The organism is Aeromicrobium sp. PE09-221 (genome assembly GCF_002174305.1).
GTDB lineage: Bacteria > Actinomycetota > Actinomycetes > Propionibacteriales > Nocardioidaceae > Aeromicrobium.
This window is the reverse complement of the sequence record NZ_MIJB01000003.1, coordinates 42,073-59,400: the sequence shown is the minus strand read 5'-3', so window position 1 is coordinate 59,400 and position 17,328 is coordinate 42,073. Positions and strand designations below refer to the sequence as shown.

Annotated in this window: 14 protein-coding genes; 7 read left to right on the top strand and 7 right to left on the bottom strand. The window is 68.0% G+C overall.

What is annotated here, in order from left to right:
* The first annotated feature begins 54 nt into the window (after window positions 1-54).
* The 3 genes from BHE97_RS01455 to BHE97_RS01445 all read left to right on the top strand — a co-directional run bounded on the left by BHE97_RS01455 (window position 55) and on the right by BHE97_RS01445 (window position 6,982).
* Window positions 55-2,040: a S9 family peptidase gene (locus BHE97_RS01455; protein WP_087622241.1), complete on the top strand. Its 1,986-nt coding sequence runs from the start codon at window positions 55-57 to the stop codon at window positions 2,038-2,040.
* Between the two features lie 269 nt (window positions 2,041-2,309).
* Complete coding sequence (locus tag BHE97_RS01450; protein ID WP_201791263.1) at window positions 2,310-3,500, top strand: Glu/Leu/Phe/Val dehydrogenase; 1,191 nt, start codon at window positions 2,310-2,312, stop codon at window positions 3,498-3,500.
* Entirely contained in the window at window positions 3,497-6,982 is a 3,486-nt protein-coding gene (locus BHE97_RS01445; RefSeq protein WP_087622239.1) for an indolepyruvate ferredoxin oxidoreductase family protein, read from the top strand. Before BHE97_RS01450 ends, BHE97_RS01445 begins: the two co-directional genes overlap by 4 nt.
* Window positions 6,983-7,021: 39 nt before the next feature.
* On the opposite strand, the gene BHE97_RS01440 is transcribed toward BHE97_RS01445, so the two are convergent.
* Both BHE97_RS01440 and BHE97_RS01435 read right to left on the bottom strand, forming a co-directional pair.
* A complete protein-coding gene (locus BHE97_RS01440; protein WP_087622238.1) occupies window positions 7,022-7,546 on the bottom strand; it encodes an Lrp/AsnC family transcriptional regulator in 525 nt (174 codons plus the stop codon).
* 31 nt (window positions 7,547-7,577) lie between these two features.
* Window positions 7,578-7,766 (bottom strand): hypothetical protein, encoded by a 189-nt coding sequence (locus BHE97_RS01435; RefSeq protein ID WP_087622237.1) that lies wholly within the window; start codon window positions 7,764-7,766, stop codon window positions 7,578-7,580.
* Between BHE97_RS01435 and BHE97_RS01430 the strand changes: the two genes are divergently transcribed.
* On the top strand, window positions 7,765-8,361 hold the full coding sequence (locus tag BHE97_RS01430) for a TetR/AcrR family transcriptional regulator (RefSeq protein WP_087622236.1): 597 nt from the start codon (window positions 7,765-7,767) through the stop codon (window positions 8,359-8,361). The two genes, BHE97_RS01435 and BHE97_RS01430, sit on opposite strands and share 2 nt — an antisense overlap.
* 18 nt (window positions 8,362-8,379) lie before the next feature.
* On the opposite strand, the gene BHE97_RS01425 is transcribed toward BHE97_RS01430, so the two are convergent.
* From BHE97_RS01425 to BHE97_RS01405, 5 genes are all read right to left on the bottom strand, one after another.
* The gene (locus BHE97_RS01425) at window positions 8,380-9,177 is read right to left on the bottom strand and encodes an MBL fold metallo-hydrolase (RefSeq protein WP_236757478.1); all 798 of its coding nucleotides are present in this window, start codon (window positions 9,175-9,177) and stop codon (window positions 8,380-8,382) included.
* 57 nt (window positions 9,178-9,234) lie between these two features.
* Entirely contained in the window at window positions 9,235-9,369 is a 135-nt protein-coding gene (locus BHE97_RS20935; RefSeq protein ID WP_272896887.1) for a hypothetical protein, read from the bottom strand.
* On the bottom strand, window positions 9,366-10,118 hold the full coding sequence (locus BHE97_RS01420; RefSeq protein ID WP_087622234.1) for an enoyl-CoA hydratase-related protein: 753 nt from the start codon (window positions 10,116-10,118) through the stop codon (window positions 9,366-9,368). Before BHE97_RS01420 ends, BHE97_RS20935 begins: the two co-directional genes overlap by 4 nt.
* A gap of 294 nt (window positions 10,119-10,412) precedes the next feature.
* The gene (locus tag BHE97_RS01410) at window positions 10,413-11,186 is read right to left on the bottom strand and encodes an SDR family oxidoreductase (protein ID WP_087622232.1); all 774 of its coding nucleotides are present in this window, start codon (window positions 11,184-11,186) and stop codon (window positions 10,413-10,415) included.
* 174 nt (window positions 11,187-11,360) lie between these two features.
* Entirely contained in the window at window positions 11,361-12,251 is an 891-nt protein-coding gene (locus tag BHE97_RS01405; protein WP_087622231.1) for a crotonase/enoyl-CoA hydratase family protein, read from the bottom strand.
* A gap of 292 nt (window positions 12,252-12,543) precedes the next feature.
* Between BHE97_RS01405 and BHE97_RS01400 the strand changes: the two genes are divergently transcribed.
* From BHE97_RS01400 to BHE97_RS01390, 3 genes are all read left to right on the top strand, one after another.
* On the top strand, window positions 12,544-14,160 hold the full coding sequence (locus BHE97_RS01400) for an AMP-binding protein (protein WP_087622230.1): 1,617 nt from the start codon (window positions 12,544-12,546) through the stop codon (window positions 14,158-14,160).
* Window positions 14,161-14,164: 4 nt separating this feature from the next.
* Window positions 14,165-15,652, top strand: coding sequence for an ABC transporter substrate-binding protein (locus BHE97_RS01395; protein ID WP_087622229.1), 1,488 nt, complete (start codon window positions 14,165-14,167; stop codon window positions 15,650-15,652).
* 408 nt (window positions 15,653-16,060) lie between these two features.
* The gene (locus BHE97_RS01390; RefSeq protein WP_087622228.1) at window positions 16,061-17,317 is read left to right on the top strand and encodes an NAD(P)/FAD-dependent oxidoreductase; all 1,257 of its coding nucleotides are present in this window, start codon (window positions 16,061-16,063) and stop codon (window positions 17,315-17,317) included.
* The last annotated feature ends 11 nt before the right edge of the window (window positions 17,318-17,328 follow it).

Below are 17,328 nucleotides of genomic sequence, written 5' to 3'. Positions count from 1 at the left end.
AACCGTGACGACGGGATCCAGTGCAAATCCCGAACGAAGGAGTCCGATCCACTCATGCGTGATGTCAGAGGTACCGCCGAGTACGAGGCGGTCGAGACCCATTGCCGTCGACTGCACGAGCCCGCCTTCGGCCGGGTGCACGAGGTCGCCGACGTCCACCTCGTCCCGACCGCCCGGACTCCTCTGGTGACGGGTTCGGTCCGTGACGAACTGGAAGGGCTGCCGCGGACGTCGGTGTACCAGGTGCGCGGCGGCGGGTTCGAGTCCATCTCGGGCTCGCAGGGGTCGGCGCGTCACGGTCGCTACTCTCCTGACGGTCGCCAGGTGGCATACCTGTCCGACCGCGACGTCGAAGGTGAGTTTCAGCTGTTCATCGCCGACGGTGAGGACCCGCGCTCTCCCCGGAGGGCCGGGCGTGTGGACGGCACGGTGGAGTACCTGCACTGGTCACCGGACGGACGGAGCATCCTGCTCGGTGTCGCCGGTCTCGGTGCCGACTTGTCGGGAGGTCAGGGTTCTGGGGTCACCCACGCGGCGTCGGACGACCTCCCTGACTGGCACCCGGAGGTCGAGAGTGGCGTCCCGGAGACGGCGTGGCGGTCCCTGTGGGTGTGTTCGCCCGACACGGGGCAGGCCTCGCGAGTGTCTCCGGACGGCATGAACTGCTGGGAGGCGCAGTGGTGCGGACCGAGGCGCGTCGTGGCCGTCACGAGCGAGGCGCCGGCAGAGGACGACTGGTACGGTGCCGTGCTGACCGCGCTCGACCTGGACTCCGGCGAGACGACCGAGCTGCTGCGCAGCGACGTGCAGCTCGGACTACCGGGTGGATCTGCCGATGGGCGCTTCGCCAGCGTCGTCCAGGCCATCTGCAGCGATCGCTGGGTCGTTGCCGGTGACCTGATCGTGCTCGACCTCGAGTCGGGTAAGCGCTCCACCATCGACACCATGCGGACCGATGTGACCGCCGTCGACTGGATCGGCGAGCACGAGCTGGGCTACTTCGGCATACGCGGGCTCGACACCGTCGTCGGCACCTATGACGCCGGCACGGGACGCGCGACGGAGCGGTACTCGACCCCGCATTCGTGCGGATTCCGGTATCCGGCCGGCTCATTCGCGACGGTCGACACTTTCGCGGTCATCGAGGATGCGTACGCGGTTCCGCAGCAGGTCGTGGTCGTGAGCGAGGGCGTGCCCGAGGTGCTGGCGACGGTGTCCCATCCCGGCACGGAATACCTGATGTCGGTGGGCGGCACGGCAGAGGCGGTGACCTGGACGGCGCCTGACGGGCTGGAGATCGAGGGCATGCTGTGCGTACCGGACGGCTCGGGCCCGTTCCCGCTGGTCGTAAACATCCATGGCGGACCGATCTGGGCCTTTCAGAACTCGTGGTCGATGAACTATCCGTGGGTCCCGCTCCTGGTGGCGCGCGGATATGCCGTGCTGAGCCCGAACCCGCGCGGCAGCGGGGGGCGCGGTCAGGACTTCGCCCAGCGGGTCGTCGGCGACATGGGGGGTGCCGACACCGGCGACTTCCTGTCGGGAGTCGACGCGCTGGTCGAACGAGGCATCGCCGACCCGAGACGGGTCGGGCTCATCGGCGGCAGCTACGGCGGATTCATGTCGTCGTGGCTGGTGACCCAGGATCAACGGTTCGCGGCCGCGGTGCCGATCAGTCCGGTGACGGACTGGTACAGCCAGTCGTTTACGAGCAACATCGCCGGTTGGGGCAACGCCTTCCTCCGCTCGGACCCGGAGGTCCCGGGCAGCCTCGCGCACACGCGGAGTCCGGTCCTGCAGGCCAGCAAGGTCCGAACGCCCTGTCTCAATGTCGCCGGAGCGCTGGACCGGTGCACGCCGCCGACGCAGGCGCGGGAGTTCCACCAGGCGTTGACGGGCCACGGCGTCGATTCGGCCCTGGCCATCTATCCACAGGAGGGCCACGGGGTCCGTGCCTACCCGGCGATGATCGACTTCCTCACCCGAGTCGTCCAGTGGTTCGACACCTACATGCCAGTCGAGCCACCCCGTCCTTCCTAGCTTCGCAGTTCGTGCACCAGCGAGCGCTGTCGGCCGCGATCCTAGCGGCCGGCAGCGCTTTGCTGTGGCGTCAGACGGGCAGGAGGCTCGCCTACCGGCGATGCCCTGCCGAAGCTCGCGATCTCGAACGCCCCCGCCGATGTGCACGAGGGCTCCTCTCGGCCTTCTGGCATGGCGGAGTCGAGGGTCGCGGAACTGCGCCTGTGGTTCATCTCACACCGGTGATTCGCCGGTGAACTGAACCATCCGCATAGTAGATCGCACATCTGTTGACCGTCTCGTTGAACTTTACAACCCTGGTGTGGGACAGCGGTTCCACCGAACCGGGAATGGACAACGAGCAGCAGCGCGAGGAGACCACCGTGGCCAGCAGCGAGAACCGACCCCACATCTTCGGGAGCGATCCGGACGGCATTCGCTCGCACGAGCGTGTCCTGTTCGGGCACGATCGTGAGACGGGACTGCGCGCGATCATCGCGATCCACGACACGACCCTCGGTCCCGCGCTCGGCGGGACGCGCTTCTACCCGTACGTCGACGAGGAGCGCGCACTCGAGGATGTCCTGCGCCTCTCGCGTGGCATGACCTACAAGGCCGCGACCTCCGGACTCGACCTGGGCGGTGGCAAGGCCGTGATCATCGGCGACCCGGCTGTCGTGAAGTCCGATCAGCTGCTCGAGGCCTACGGCCGTTTGGTCGAGAGCCTCGGCGGCAGCTACATCACCGCCGGTGACGTCGGCACGACGTCGCAGGACATGGACGTCATCGGCCGCTCCACCGCGCACGTCGTGGCTCGCACCGAGGCCGTCGGTGGCTCCGGCGACAGCGCGCCCATGACAGCGCTCGGCGTCTTCTCCTCCTTGCGCGCAGCGGCTCAGAACGTCTGGGGCAGTGAGACCCTCGACGGCCGGTCTGTGGGCGTGGAAGGACTCGGCAAGGTCGGCTACCACCTCGTGTCGCTCCTGGTGGCTGCCGGCGCGCGCGTGGTCGCGACCGACGTCTCCGCGCAGGCGCGACAGCGGGTCGAGGTCGACTTTCCCGATGTCGACCTGGTCGACGACGTGCTGCGTGTGCCGGTCGACGTGTACGCACCGTGCGCGATGGGCGCCACCCTGACGCCCTCGACGGCCGAGAGCCTGCAGGCCCAGATCGTGTGCGGTGCCGCCAACAACCAGCTCTCCACGGCCGACGTCGAGCTGCTGCTGACGCGCCGTGGCATCCGCTGGGTGCCCGACTACGTGGCCAACGCCGGCGGTCTGATCCAGGTCGCCGGTGAGCGCCAGCGACTCACGCGGGCCGACGTCCGCCAGCAGGTCGAGTCGATCTTCGACACCGTCGAGGGGATCCTGCGCCTCTCCGGCGAGCAGGCCATCACCCCGGGAGCCGCCGCCGACCAGGTGGCCGAGGCGCGACTGAGGGCAGCGGCCGAGGAGTGCCACCTGGCGGGTGTCGGCGTATGACCACCACGCCCGAGCGGGTCGGCGAGCTCGCCCCGCACGACTTCTCGCTCGACGACCGCTATGAGCGTCGATCAGGCCGGGTCCACCTGACCGGGATCCAGGCCCTCGCGCGTGTGGCCATCGATCAGGCGCGTGCCGACCGTGCTGCCGGCGCGAGCATCGGCACGTTCATCAGCGGGTACGAGGGATCGCCGCTGGGCGGCTACGACCTCGAGCTGATGCGGCAGGCGAAGCTGCTCGAGGCGCACGACATCGTGTTGGAGCAGGGGCTCAACGAGGAGCTCGCCGCCACCGCCGTGCAGGGCTCGCAGCTCATCGGCGAGCTCGAGTCGCAGGTCGAGGGAGTCGTCGGGTACTGGTACGGCAAGGCGCCCGGGCTCGACCGGGCCACCGACGCCCTGCGACACGCCAACCTCATGGGCACTCATCCGCGGGGTGGTGCTGTCGCGTTCGTCGGCGACGACCCGGCGGCCAAGTCCTCCACCGTCCCGTGTGCCTCGGAGCATGCGCTGGCCGACCTCGGCATGCCCGTGCTGTACCCCGCCGATCCTGCCGAGATCCTGACCCTGGGCCAGCACGCGGTCGCGATGTCGCGCGCGTCGGGCCTGTGGACGTCACTCAAGATCGTGACCTCGGTCGCGGACGGCTCGGCCTCGGTCGACCTGCTCGCCGACGCGATCGAGCCGGTCATGCCCGTCGGTGCGTGCCAGCACACGCCGACGGCAAAGCTGCTCCAGCCCACGCTCGGCCCGCTTGAGCGCGACTTCATGACGACGCGCATGCGGATCGTGACCGACTACATCCGCCTCAATGACCTGAACCGCGCCACCGGACCGGCCGACGCGACGGTCGGCATCGTGACGTCCGGCAAAACCTATCTCGACGTGCGCGAGGCGCTCACTCGGTTGTGCCTGGCCGGCGACGACCAGCGTTCCGACCGTGTCCGCGTCCTGAAGCTCGACGTCCTCTGGCCTCTCGACCCGCAGCAGATCCGGGACTTCGCGGTGGGTCTCGACGAGATCGTCGTGGTGGAGGAGAAGCGCGCGTTCGTGGAGACGATGATCCGCGACGCGCTGTACGGCAGCGCCTTGACGCCGACCGTGAGCGGCAAGAGCGCTCCGGATGGCAGCGCGCTGTTCGCGGCGCACGGGGAGCTCGACGTCGACACCGTGACGCTCGGGCTGGCCAAGCGACTCGAGCACGTCGACGGCCTGCCGGGCGTGACCGCGTGGCTCGACGAGCGGACGCGCGCCTTCGCGCGCGAGCGGTTGCATCTGCCGCTGATCCAGCGCGCGCCCTATTACTGCTCCGGTTGCCCGCACAACACGTCGACCCGGCCGGCGCCTGACTCGGTGCAGGGCGCGGGCATAGGCTGCCACGCGATGGTCCTGCTGATGGACCCCAAGCAGGTCGGCGACGTGGTCGGGCTGACCCAGATGGGCGGCGAGGGCACCCAATGGATCGGGATGGCCCCGTTTGTCGACGCGCCGCACTTCGTGCAGAACCTGGGCGACGGCACGTTCCACCACTCGGGCAGCCTCGCGATCCGCGCGTCGGTGGCGTCGGGCCACAACATCACCTACCGGATCCTCTATAACTCCACGGTCGCGATGACGGGCGGTCAGGACGCCGTCGGCGAGATGGACGTCGCGGCGATGGTGCAGAACCTGCGGTCGGAGGGCGTGGCGCGGATCATCGTCACGACCTCGGAGGTCAAGGCCCTGCGTCGCACGGGGCTGCCGCGCGATCTCGACGTGTGGCCGCGCGAGCGCATCGCCGAGGCGCAGGAGGTGCTAGCGGCGACGCCCGGCACCACGGTGCTGATCCACGAGCAGGAGTGCGCCACGGAGCTGCGCCGCAAGCGCAAGCGCGGCAAGGCCCCGAAGCCGACCGAGGCGGTCATGATCAACGAGCGCCTCTGTGAGGGGTGCGGTGACTGTGGCGAGAAGTCGAACTGCCTCTCGGTACACCCGGTGCAGACGGAGTTCGGACGCAAGACGACGATCCACCAGAGTTCGTGCAACACCGACCTGACGTGCCTGTCGGGCGACTGCCCGGCCTTCATGACGGTCACCCCACGGTCGGGCCCGACGCGCCGGGCCGCGCTGGCGTCGCTGACCGTCGACGAGCTGCCAGATCCGGTGTTGGCCGAGCTCGGGCACGTCCACACGACGCGCCTGATGGGCGTCGGCGGCACGGGCGTCGTCACGACATCGCAGGTGCTGGCGATCGCCGCGGTCCTGTCGGGCCGGCACGTGCGGACGCTCGACCAGACCGGTCTCGCGCAGAAGGGTGGCGCTGTCGTGTCGGACGTGAAGGTCTCGGACGAGCCGATCGCCGGCGGCAACAAGATCGCCGCCGGCGGGTGCGACCTCTACCTCGGCTACGACCTGCTCGTCGCGGCCGATCCGCGCAACGTGGGCGTCCTGTCCCCGACCGGCACCGCCGTCGTCTCGACGTCACCCGTCCCGACCGGGGCCATGGTCAGCGACCCGTCGGTATCGTTCCCGGACGTCGACGACGCCCTGGCCCCAATCCTCGACCGCACGTCGGCCGACCGGGTGCTGACGTTCGACGCGCGCAGTTACGCCGAGGGCCTGTTCGGGGCCGAGCAGTTCGTCAACATGTTCCTGCTGGGCATCGCGTATCAGTCGGGACGGCTGCCGGTCTCTGCCGCCGCGCTCGAGGAGTCGATCGCCCTCAACGGGGTCGCCGTCGAAACCAACGTCCAGGCGTTTCGCCGTGGGCGACAGTGGGTAGCAGACCGTCCGGCCCTCGACGCGCTGCTCGGGTCGTTGCGGGAGGTCTCGACTCCCGTCGTGACGCCGGTCAGCACGGTCGTGAAGGCCGAGGCCGGCTCGGAACTCGAACGGCTTGTGCGCGTGCGCCGTCACGACCTCGTCGCCTATCAGGACGCGCGGTACGCGCTACGCTACGAGCAGCTGGTCGAGCGGGTACGCGTCGCCGAGCGCGACCGGGTCGGGGGCTCGACCGTGCTGGCCGAGGCCGTCGCCACGTATGCTTACAAGCTGATGGCGTACAAGGACGAGTACGAGGTTGCCCGTCTGGCGCGCGCTGACGAGGTCGACGCCGAGGTGGCCGCGACGTTCGGAACGGATGCCCGAGTCGCGTGGCGTCTGCATCCGCCGACGCTGCGCGCGATGGGGATGCGGCGCAAGCTGACGCTCGGACCCTGGTTCGGTCCGGTGTTCTCGTCGCTTGTCCGGATGCGCTGGCTGCGCGGCACGCGGCTCGATCCGTTCGGTCGTGCCGAGGTGCGGCGGGTGGAGCGCCGTCTGGTCGAGGAGTACGAGCGGACGATCGACGCGTGCCTCGAGGTGCTTGACGTCGAGAACCATGACGATGTCGTGCGGTTGGCCGAGCTGCCCGACCATGTGCGAGGCTACGAGGACGTCAAGCTGCGCTCGGTTCGGACGTACGACGCCGAGCGCGCCGCGCTCGTCGAGCGTCTCGGCGTCTGACTCACGGCCCGGGGCCGGTCAACCGGGCTGGGCGGCATGTCACCCCTTGCCGGTCCCGAGGTCAGGCCGCGGGGTGGAACGCCCCCAGCCCGCCGCCCGCGTCACCTGGTCGAGCAGGGGTTGTACCCGGTAGGACAGCGGCGTGGTGAGGCACAGGGTCGTGTTGGAGTGGCTCACACCGGGGATGGCCAGGATGCGCTGCATCAGGGTCTGCAGGGCGGCGTTGTCCTGCGTGGCGACGCGAGCCAGGAGATCCTCGCGGCCCGTCGTCGCGTGGATCTCGAGGATATTCGGAATCTCCCGCAGCTCGCGGATCACGTCGTCCAGCCGGCCCTGCTCCAGGGCGAGCGCGGCGAAGGCCTCAACGCCCACGCCGGCCCGAGGCAGGCAGACCCGCGGGGTGAAGCCGTCGAGCACGCCCGACTCCTCCAGGCGACGGATGCGGGCTTGGACGGTGTTGCGGGCCACGCCGAGCGCCGCGGAGAGCTCGACCGGGCCGCGTCTGGCGTTCTCGCTGAGGAGCGCGATGATCTGGGCGTCGAGGTGGTCGATGGAGATGGACATGCGAGCCTTCGCGGTCGGGACATCGTGCCGTTCAGTATGCCTGGCGCGTGTGAGGATCGGACGGTCGGAGCACGGGTGGCTCGGTCGCGGCGCGCACGTCCTCGCCGGTCACGCCGAGGGCAGCTCGAGCATCTGCAGCCCGTCGGGCGTGATCGTGCTCGGTGAGCACGATCACGCGGCCCTCGCTGTGTCGGCCCTCACGACGATACAGTTCAGCCATGGCCGCAGTCACTCGCAAGGAGCAGCTCGCTCGTACTCGTGCTGCGCTTCTCGATGCGGCGATGATGAGTCTCGTCGAGCACGGTTATGCCGGCACCACGACGCAGCGCATCCAGGACCGCTGCGGGGTGTCCCGGGGCGCCCTGCTGCACCACTTCGGTTCGAAGGCCGAGCTGTTCGTCGCGGCGATCCATCACATCGCCGACATTCGCCTGGCTGCGATCCAGCAGGTCGCCGAAGAGGTTGATGGATCAGATGACGCGCTGCGGCGGGTGGTGGACGCGATCGTTGAGGCGCAGAGTGGCCCACCTTTCCAAGCGGCCATGGAGCTGTGGACGGCTGCCCGGACCGATCCCGATCTCCTGGCAGCGCTCCAGCCCGCGGAACGGAAGTTGGGTGCCGCGCTGAGAGGGGTGTTCGATCGATACTCGGCCTTCGACAGCTCGGAGGACTCGTGGGTGGCGTTCGAGTCGTTGATGGCGATGCTGCGCGGTATCGAGGTGACTCGGGTGTTCCGTCCCGATCGCAGTGGAGCACGCAAGATCGTGGATCACTGGTTCGAGTCGATGTTGCGCGAACATCAGGGTGCTGTTTGATCGAGCGGCCGCGCGGGGTCAGGCAACGGCATAGGCATCGCGAGCGTCGGTCGACACCTTGTGCACCAGCAGGCGATCGCACAGTGCTTCGAGATGTGCTCGGGTCTCCATCGTCGCGAGTGAGGCGTCGTTCGGACCCAACGCCGTGAACGACCGCCGTCGTCGCGTCCACGTGAGCCGTGCGGCGATCTCGAAGGGAGTACTCGGGCCCGCTCCCGCCGCGGCTGCCAGCGTCTCGGCCAGCCGTGACTCATGATGGGCCAGTAGCTCTGAGACCCGCGCATGCGTGGAGTCGCATGGGTCTCCATGAGCAGGAAGAAGCCGCGTGTCGGGACGGGTAAGCAGTCGCTGCAGCGATCGGATGTAGTCCCGCAGAGGGTTGTCTCTGATGAAGGCCTCGAAGCCCACCGACGGGGTGATCCTGGGCAGTACGTGATCGCCGGTGAAAGTCAGCGCCGTGGAGGGATCGACGAAGATGCAGTGTCCGAGGGTGTGGCCAGGTGTGGTGACCGTCAGCAATGTTCGATTTCCGAGGTCGATCTCGTGACCGTCCTTGATCCAGGCCGAGGGATCTGCCCATGAGTCCGGTGTGCCGAGCTCGTGCGGCTCCCAGCTGTCGGCGAGAGTCTGAGCCCCGGCGTCTCGGAGTGCCTGGCGCATGCGCTCGTCGATATCGGCTTCAGTGATCGCGCGAAGCGACTGACGTTCCCCTTCGCCGAGGTACGTCTCGGCACCGGTGATCGAGCGGACACGGGATGCCAGCGAGTAGTGGTCACCGTGGACGTGCGTGACCAGGAATCGGCGTACGTCCTGCACGGCGTGTCCGATCATTCTCAGCGCTGCCGTCAGATCGGCCAGGCCCTCGTCGGAGTCCTATCCTCCGTCGATCATCGTGATCCCGTCGTCGCCTTCGATGGCGTACACGTTGACGCTGGTGAGCCCGTGCAGCGGGACGGGAAGGCGGATGAGGTGGACCCCCTCGGCGACCTCGATGGGCGTCTCGGTCATGCCTGTGGGCCCTGGCGGTCTTCGATGACCTCGAGAGCGTGGAGGTGCTCGCTGTGATATCCGGTCTTGAGGTCGGCGTACTCGGTGACTCGCATGGCGCGCTTCGCGGCCTTGAGCATGTCGGGCGGGTGCTTGGTCATCGTTCTGGCGAGGTCGACGGCGGTGGGGATCAGGAGGTCGCGGGGCACAACGCGCTCGACGGACCCCCAATGACGGAGTGTGCTGGCGTCGATGGGCTCGCCGGTCAGTACCATCCGCCGGACGGCCAGATCAGGCGCGAGGCGGCGCATGTGGCTGGCACCGCCGATCAGGCCGGCGGCGAGCTCGGGAATGGAGAATCGCGCGTCTGCGGTGGCGATGATGGCGTCGCTCGAGGCGGCGATACCCACGCCGGCCCCGACGACACCGCCATGCACCGCAGCGATGACAGGAAGGTCGCAGTCGTAGACGCTCCACAACACCCGGCGAAGTCGGCTGAGACGCTCCTCGGCATTGCGCGCGTTGAACTCGGCGAGTTCTGCAAGATCGTTCCCGGCACAGAAGTGGCGACCGCGACCTGTCACGACGACCGCTCGCGCACCGGTCTGCGGCGTCGCGATCTCGCCGAAGGCGGTGGCGAGCTCGCGGTACATCGTGTGATTGACAGCGTTGACCGGAGGTCGGTCGAGCGTGATCAGGACGATCGCGTCGTCGACCTCTTCGACCATGAGGTGCTCGAACTGTGAGCTGATCGGGCCGTGCGTCGTCATGTTCTGGCGGGTTGGGTCATGGCGGTGAGCTCGAGATGCGCCGGCCCGAGGTTGGATCCGAACCCGTCGGGTGGCTCGGCGGGAGTGCGGGGTCGAAAGGCACCCATCTGAGTACGCCAGAGCCTGGGCTGTCGGTTGAGGAATCCCTCGGATCGGCCAAAGCCTCCGAGCCCCGCCGTGTGTGGGTCGAGCGGGTGGAGGGCCGCGAGAGTCCGGGTCATCTCGATGCTGATGCGTCCGGAGGACTCGGGTCCCCGCATCTCCAGCTCGAGTGGGCTGTTCGGGTCCACCGTCTCAGGCATCGCCGAATACTCGATCACTAAGGCGGCTCATGCCGGTGAGCCATGCGTCCGGTGTCCTAACCCGAGCGAGGGCGTAGTCCGCGACGGAAGGATGCGGCAGCACGTAGAAGGCATCGGTGCTGAGCGCTGCGATGGCCTGGCCTGCCACGTCACGGGGCTCGAGCAGGGCGTCGTGGGAAAGCAGATCCTTGACGGCTCCGGAGTCCTGGAGCATCTGAGTGTTGACTCCCTGGGGACAGATGGCTTGAACCTTGATGTCCCGGCTGGCGTAGGAGATCGACAACCACTCGGCGAAGGCGACGGCCGCGTGCTTGGAGACCGAGTACGGAGCGTTGCCGACCATGCTGAGCAGTCCGGCCGCGCTGGCGGTCACGACGTAGTGCCCGCCGCCGGCCTTCAGCCAGTGGGGGATGAGCTCGCGGGCGGCGCGGACGTGAGCCATCAGGTTGACGCCCATGGCGACGTCCCAGAGCCGGTCCTCGACCTGCCATCCCGCGCCGAGATCGACACCGGCGTTACCGAAGAACACGTCAATGCGGTCCAGGGTCGCGATGGCCTCGAGCACGAGCCGCTCGGGTTCGGCCGCCTTGCTGAGGTCGGCGGCGATGGCGATCCCGCCCGTGGTGTCGGCCACCTCGGTAGCGGCGGCCTGGTCGACGTCGCTGACGACGACACGGGCACCCTGGGCGGCGGCGGCCTCGGCGATCGCGCGCCCGATCCCTCGTCCTGCGCCGGTGACGACGACATTCTTGTCTTGCAGAGTCATAGTCACTCCGCTCCCTTCAGGGCTTCTTGGTCAGGTGGGACGACATCGCCTTGCTCGTGTCGGTCACGATCGCGGTAGTGCCGTCGAGGTGGACCATGGGATGGGCTTCTCCCCGGTTCGCCGGGACGGCCCCCGGAGCGCACGTGACGGCGTGCTCCAGGGGCCGTGGCGAGGTCAGGCCTGCTGACCGTCGAGGCCGGCGATGTCGGCGTCGCTGGGCAGGTCGCCCCCGCCGTCGGGGATGAAGCGACCCTGGTCGCGCCACTTCACGGCGGCATCGAACCCGTGCTTCTGTGCGAAGTCCACGAACCAACGACCCTCGGGGGAGTGCCGGGTCACGCCGTCGAAGAGGGTGGCGATGGTCTGCGTGCTCTGCAGGCCCATGTTGTCGTACGCCTGGTTGACCATGAGCTTCTGCATGACGAGCTGGTTGATCGGGACACCGGCCATGCGATCGGCGAGCGCTTCGACGGCGTCATCGAGGTCGGCCTCGGGGACGGCCTCGATGGCCAGTCCCCACTCGAGGGCCTTGTTCCCGTCGATGGTGTCACCGGTCAGGAGCATGCGCTTGGCCCGGGCGGCGCCGAGGCGATAGACCCACATCGCGGTGGTGGGGCAACCCCAGATGCGCGAGGGCATGTAGCCGATGCGCGCGTCTTCGGCCATGACGAGCAGGTCGGCCGACAGGGCGATGTCGCTGCCGCCGGCGACCGCGAAACCGCGAACCTTGGCGATGGTCGGCTTCAGCGACCGCCACAGCGTGAAGAAGTTATCGGTGTTGGTCTTCATCATCTGGAAGTCCTGGATCGGATCCCAGACCTCGCCCTGATGGGACTCGCGGCCCTCGGCGTACATCTTGAGGTCGTAGCCGGAGCTGAACGCGCGACCGGCGCCCTGGATCACGATGACGCGCACGTCGGGATCGTGGTCCGCGGCGGTGACCGCCGCGCGGATGTCCTCGCCCATCTCGTGGGTGATGGCGTTCAGGCGATCGGGACGATTGAGGGTGATGTAGGCCTTGCGGTCGCGCACCTCGTAGGTGAGCGTCGAGAAGTCGCGTGTCATGGACACCTTCCAGGATCGGCCAGGCGGGTGCCCTGGCGTGGCGTGAACTACGTGAGAGTTTCACAGTCCAGATGGACTGTCAACGGCACGGGGCCATCGTGGGGCGCGGCGGGAAAGAATTCTTCACAACTCTTTGACAGTCCAGCCGGTCTGTGAAAGTGTGACCCCTGCCATACGATGCGGATTCCGTCCGTGCCCAAGACCCAGACATTGCAAGGAGCGACCGTGCCCATGCCCCACGTGTCCCACCCCCACTCCTTCCTCTCCCACATCCACGGTCAGGAGATCTGAGATGACGATGCTGACGACCTCCCTGGTCGCGCCGGACGAGTCTGCTCCGATCCTGGACCTCAGCATCGGGGATCTGCTGCGCCGGGTCGCCGCTGAGGTTCCTGACCGGACCGCCCTGGTGTCCGTCGCGCCCGAGCGTGAACCGCGCACCTGGACCTATGCCGAGCTCCTGTCCGACGCCGAGCACGCCGCGCAGTGGTTGTTGGAGCGATTCGAGCCCGGTGAGCACATCGCCGTCTGGGCCCCGAACGTGCCGGAGTGGGTCGTGCTCCAACATGGCGCGGCCCTCGCCGGACTCGTCCTCGTCACGGCCAATCCCGCCCTGCGTGGCGCCGAGCTGGCGTACCTCCTGGACCAGTCCGACTCCGTCGGCATCGCCTACGCGGCCGGTTTCCGCGGCACCGACATGGGCGCCATCCTGAACGAGGTCCTCCCCCAGCTCAAGGGCGTCCGCGAGCAGATTCCCTTCGAAGGCTGGCTCGATCAGATCCGCGACAACCACAGCGATGATCGCGACCTGCCTACGGTCGATCCCGGCTCCGCAGCCCAGCTGCAGTACACCTCCGGCACGACGGGCTTCCCCAAGGGCGCCCGCCTCGGCCACCGCGCCATGCTGACCAACGCCAGCTACATCCACCGTCGCGCTCAAAGCTCCGAGGCCACGGTGTGGGTCTCTGCGATGCCGCTGTTCCACACCGCGGGCTGCGGTATGGCCGGCCTGGGCACGATCACCCAGCGCGGCACTCTCGTGCTCTGCGAGCTGTTCGATCCCACGCTGGTGTTGGACTCGATCGTGACATGGGGTGCCGACCACTACCTCGGGGTTCCGGCCATGCTGCGTGGACTCCTGGCTCACCCCGATTTCGACAGCTACGATTTCTCGCGACTCGAGGTCGTGCTCTCCGGAGGCGACACGGTCCCGCCGGACGTGGTGACGGCCGTCGAAGACAGGTTCGGTGTCCGCTTCACTACGGTGTATGGCCAGACCGAGCTGAGCCCGATCATCGCCCAGACCAGTCCCGACGACAGCACCGACGACAAGTGCCACACCGTGGGGCGGCCGCTGTGGAACGTCGAGATCGCGGTTCTCGACCCGCTGACCGGCGAGGTCGTCGCCCTGGGCGAGGTGGGCGAGATCTGCGCACGGGGTTACCAGCAGATGCTGGGGTACTACAACATGCCCGACCAGACCGCCGAGACCATCGATGCCGACGGCTGGCTGCACACCGGCGACCTCGGCACGCTCGACGAGCGGGGTTACCTGCGTGTCACCGGACGACTCAAGGACATGGTCATCCGGGGTGGCGAGAACATCTACCCGCGCGAGGTCGAGGACGTCCTGATCCAGCACGAGGCGATCGCGACCGCGATCGTCGTCGGCGTTCCCGATGAACGGTGGGGCGAGTCCGTCGCCGCCGTCGTCTCCCTCTCCTCCGATGTGACGCCCACAGGGCAGGAGCTGCACGACTTCGTCCGCACGCACCTGGCACCGCACAAGACGCCCAAGGCCTGGTACGTCGCCGACGAGCTCCCCACCAACGCCATGGGCAAGCTGCAGAAGTTCCGCCTCCGCGAATCCATCGTCTCCGGCGAACTCGCGCCACTCCCTCAGGACTGACCTGATGCGCGGTCATCAGCGCGCCGACCACGGGTCGGACGCGCTACTCAGCGTTGCCGGATTGCGGGTCACCTATGGGGGATCCGTCGTCGGAGTCCAGCATGTCGACCTCACTGTCGATGCCGGCGAGTCCGTGGCTTTGCTCGGAGCCAACGGAGCCGGCAAGTCGACGATCCTCCGTTCTCTCGGTGGTCTCCTGTCCTTCCTCCGGGGCAAGGTCGCTCGAGGGACGAAGGATCTTCACCGACCTCACCGTCGCGGAGAACCTGACCCTCGGCGCGTTCAACCCACGCACGCAAGCACGCCGATGGGTGACGTCTCCGGCGGTCCGGGCGTCGACGTCGACAACAAGGTCATCACCATCGGGTCGATCTCGGCCACCAGCGGTCCAGCGGCAGCGCTGAGCAAGAACAACGTCGAGGGCATGCGTGTGTTCTGGGAAGCGTTCAACGATCGCGGCGGGATCGATGGGTGGACGGTGGACTTCGACGACAAGGATGCTGGCTACCAGACCCAGCTCCACGTCCAGTCGTACAACGAGCTCAAGGACCAGTCGGCGCTGCTGACCTCCTTCGGCAGCCCCACCACGAAGGCCATCCAGGGCCTTCTGGCGCGCGACGACCTCATCAGCACGCCGCAGTCGATGGATTCCATCTGGAGCGTGGATCCCACGCTGGCTCCGCTCGGCACGCCGTACTCCCTCGACGTCGCCAATGGCATCGACTACGTGACAGAGGGTGGCGAGAAGGACCTCAAGGTCGGCATCGTCTACCAGAACGACGAGCTCGGAGCCGACGGCATCCGCGGCTTCGAGGCCGCCCTGGACGAGTACGAGTTCGAGGACGCCGGCCGCCAGGCGTACAAGGCCGGCGACACCGACTTCACCGCGCAGGTCCAGAGCCTCAAGTCTTCCGGTGCCGATGTCGTGGTGGTCGTCGGACTTCCGTCGGCGTCCGGCCCGATCGTGGGCACCGCGGCCAGTCAGGGCTTCACGCCCCAGTGGCTGTTCTTCGGACCGGCTTTCATCGAGCAGCTGATGACCAGTGACGGCACCCCCGACGGCACGCCGACCCCGGTCGCCCAGGCGCTCGAAGGAACCATCGTCACGATGTTCGCCGCGCCCTGGGGCGACGAGGACTCCGAGGGCATGAAGCAGCTCATCGAGGATCGCGACACGTACGCCCCGGCACAGAACCCGAGTGTCTACTTCAGCTACGGCTACGCGGTCGCCATGCTGCAGTCGAAGATCCTGGAGAAGGCGATCGAGGAGGGAGACCTCTCTCGCGAGGGCATCAGCGAGGCCCGGCACTCCCTCGGTCTGGTCGACCTGCTCGGGCTGGTCCCGGACGTGAGCTACGGCGAGGACGCCGAGCCGCCCTCGCGCGCTTCCCTCATCCAGGTCATCGATCCGTCCGCCCCCGGATTCCTGAGGACCCTCGAGACGAACCGGCTGGGTGATGCCGCCGAGAGCATGGAGGTCACGGCCCCGTGACCGGTCGCGTGGGTGGGAGTGAACAAGGGATCTTGCCGCCCACCCACGCGACCGCCCGGCCCGTTCACCGATGCGTCCAGTAGAGAAGGGCCCAGACCGGGCCGCGAGGACGCGCATCGCGACGGGACCTGGTGGCGCCGAGAAATCGTGGTTGTCCAGGGAGATGAGCGTCCACACCGTCCCGTCAACGGCACCAGGAGCAGGAGCGTCGGTCCAAGGAGTGTCACGAACTCCACCGCCAGCACAAAGACCGATGATCGCGGGAAGCCGAGACTGTATCTGCTGAAGCGATGCAAAAGCTCAGTAGTATCTGTTGGACACTTCTAGTGAGGGCTCCGAGAATCGATGCAAGCGCGGAAAGCGCGGTCGAGCCCACGCCGAGCGGTATGGGCACAGTGGAGGTGAAAGATGTCGAAGCACGACGTGGAGGTCCTCGTCGTCGGCGGCGGTCAGGCCGGTGTCGCGATGAGCGAGCACCTGAGCTCCGGCGGAGTGCGGCATGTCGTGCTCGAACGGGGACGCATCGCCGAGCGTTGGCGCTCAGAGCGCTGGGACTCGCTGGTGGCCAATGGACCGGCCTGGCACGACCGATTCCCGAGCATGGAGTTCGCCGAGGTCGGGCCCGATGATTTCGCGCCGAAGGAGCAGGTGGCGCAGTACTTCGCCGACTATGCGCAGAAGTTCGACGCGCCGATTCGCACGGGGGTCGAGGTGACCTCGGTGCGTCGCAACCCCGGTGGCCCGGGCTTCACCGCGGAGACGAGCGACGGCACCTATACCGCACGCTTCGTCGTCGCCGCGACCGGCCCTTTCCAGAAGCCGGTGATCCCGCCGATCGTGCCCCGCGACGCCCCTGTGCACCAACTGCATTCCAGCTCCTATAGAAACCCCGATCAGCTGCCGGAAGGCGGCGTGCTCGTGGTCGGTGCCGGGTCGTCCGGCGTGCAGATCGCCGACGAGCTGAGGGCTGCCGGACGCGAGGTCTACCTCTCGGTGGGGCCTCACGACCGTCCACCACGCAGCTACCGCGATCGCGACTTCTGCTGGTGGCTCGGTGTGCTCGGTCGCTGGGATGCCGAGACCCCGCCCAAGGGTGCCGAACACGTCACGATCGCGGTGAGCGGCGCTCACGGCGGACGGACGGTCGACTTCCGTGAGCTCGCGGCCAAGGGGATCACCCTCGTCGGCCTCACCGGCACCTACCGTGACGGCACTCTCGGCTTCGCCGACGACCTGGCTCGCACTATCGCCGAGGGTGATGCCAAGTATCTCGAGCTTCTCGATGCTGCCGATGCGTACCTCGAACGCAACGGCCTTGATCTTCCCGAGGAGCCGCAGGCGCGTGAGTTCCTCCCCGATCCGGCGTGCATGACCGAGCCGGTGCGCGAACTGGATCTCCGGGCGGCCGGTGTCACCACGATCCTCTGGGCCACCGGCTTCGCCACCGACTACTCGTGGTTGCAGGTCGGCGCCCTCGACGAGTCCGGGCGGCCCTCGCACCGGCGCGGGGTGTCCGCGGAGCCCGGCGTCTACTTCGTCGGGTTGCCCTGGCTCTCGCGTCGAGGGTCCAGCTTCATCTGGGGCGTGTGGCACGATGCCAAGCACATCGCCGATCACATCGGCACCCAGCGCGGCTACCTGGCTTATCGTCGCTCCCGGCACTGACCCACGGTGAC

Excerpts from the sequence above, each read along its gene's own strand:
- BHE97_RS01435 (WP_087622237.1), bottom strand. The coding sequence starts at position 7,766 with ATGGCTGAACTGTATCGTCGTGAGGGCCGACACAGCGAGGGCCGCGTG.
- BHE97_RS01395 (WP_087622229.1), top strand. The coding sequence starts at position 14,165 with ATGCGCGGTCATCAGCGCGCCGACCACGGGTCGGACGCGCTACTCAGC.
- BHE97_RS01440 (WP_087622238.1), bottom strand. The coding sequence starts at position 7,546 with ATGTCCATCTCCATCGACCACCTCGACGCCCAGATCATCGCGCTCCTC.
- BHE97_RS01430 (WP_087622236.1), top strand. The coding sequence starts at position 7,765 with ATGGCCGCAGTCACTCGCAAGGAGCAGCTCGCTCGTACTCGTGCTGCG.
- BHE97_RS01445 (WP_087622239.1), top strand. The coding sequence starts at position 3,497 with ATGACCACCACGCCCGAGCGGGTCGGCGAGCTCGCCCCGCACGACTTC.
- BHE97_RS01455 (WP_087622241.1), top strand. The coding sequence starts at position 55 with ATGCGTGATGTCAGAGGTACCGCCGAGTACGAGGCGGTCGAGACCCAT.
- BHE97_RS01405 (WP_087622231.1), bottom strand. The coding sequence starts at position 12,251 with ATGACACGCGACTTCTCGACGCTCACCTACGAGGTGCGCGACCGCAAG.
- BHE97_RS01400 (WP_087622230.1), top strand. The coding sequence starts at position 12,544 with ATGACGATGCTGACGACCTCCCTGGTCGCGCCGGACGAGTCTGCTCCG.
- BHE97_RS01390 (WP_087622228.1), top strand. The coding sequence starts at position 16,061 with ATGTCGAAGCACGACGTGGAGGTCCTCGTCGTCGGCGGCGGTCAGGCC.
- BHE97_RS01420 (WP_087622234.1), bottom strand. The coding sequence starts at position 10,118 with ATGACGACGCACGGCCCGATCAGCTCACAGTTCGAGCACCTCATGGTC.
- BHE97_RS01410 (WP_087622232.1), bottom strand. The coding sequence starts at position 11,186 with ATGACTCTGCAAGACAAGAATGTCGTCGTCACCGGCGCAGGACGAGGG.
- BHE97_RS20935 (WP_272896887.1), bottom strand. The coding sequence starts at position 9,369 with ATGACCGAGACGCCCATCGAGGTCGCCGAGGGGGTCCACCTCATCCGC.